Here is a 797-nt window from a genome sequence, read left to right on the forward strand (position 1 = left end):
TTCATGCGGGCGGCGATATAGCCGAGCGCAGTCTTGACCGTCAGGATGCCAAACGCGCCGATCACGACGAGCGGCAGGTTTCTCAGCAGGCCCGGCAAGTCAATCGACAGGCCGACACTGATGAAAAAGAAGGACAGGAGCAGCCCGCGAAATGGTCCCATTTCCGTTTGCACCTGGTGGCGAAACGGTGTGCCGGACACGGCCAGGCCTGCCAGGAATGCGCCCAGGGTCAGCGAAAGTCCGATCATGGCAGTCGCGCAGGCGGCCGCCAGCACAAGCAACAGTGTGAAAGCCGTAAAGGCTTCGTCATTGCGGGTGGCTGCCAGCGTCCGGAAAACCGGGTTCAGCAGGTAGCGTGAAAACAGCATGGCTGCGCCGAAAGCGATCAGGGCCTGCACAAAGGCCAGCAACAATCCAGCCGCCAGCGGGACTGCACCGCCATTCAGGAGATATTCTGACAGAAGGCCCGCAAGGCCGGCGGCGGTCTCTCCTTCCCCAAGCGACGTGGCGAAGATCATCAGGAAGATGGCGACAATATCCTGAAAGATCAGGACATGTGTGGCCGTGCGCCCGATCGGACACGAGTTCTGCTCGCGCTCTGTCAGGATCCGCGCAACGACCGCTGTAGACGAAAGGCCAAGACTGAGGCCTACCGCGATCGCAATCGACCAGGATATGCCCAGCATATAGAGCGCGCCTGCACTGATCAGGCCTGTCAGCAACAGATGGACAGGGGCAAGGCCGAGCAGGTCACCACGGCTTTCTTTCAGTTCGCGGAGCGAGACATGCATGCCGAT

1 protein-coding gene is annotated in these 797 nt (G+C 60.6%); it reads right to left on the bottom strand.

Annotated elements, in window-relative coordinates; genetic code table 11:
* A partial coding sequence (locus B4F73_RS03655; protein WP_290482528.1) for a cation:proton antiporter occupies positions 1-797 on the bottom strand: 797 nt, incomplete at both ends.

The organism is Hyphomonas sp. UBA3601 (assembly GCF_002375605.1).
Lineage (GTDB): Bacteria > Pseudomonadota > Alphaproteobacteria > Caulobacterales > Hyphomonadaceae > Hyphomonas.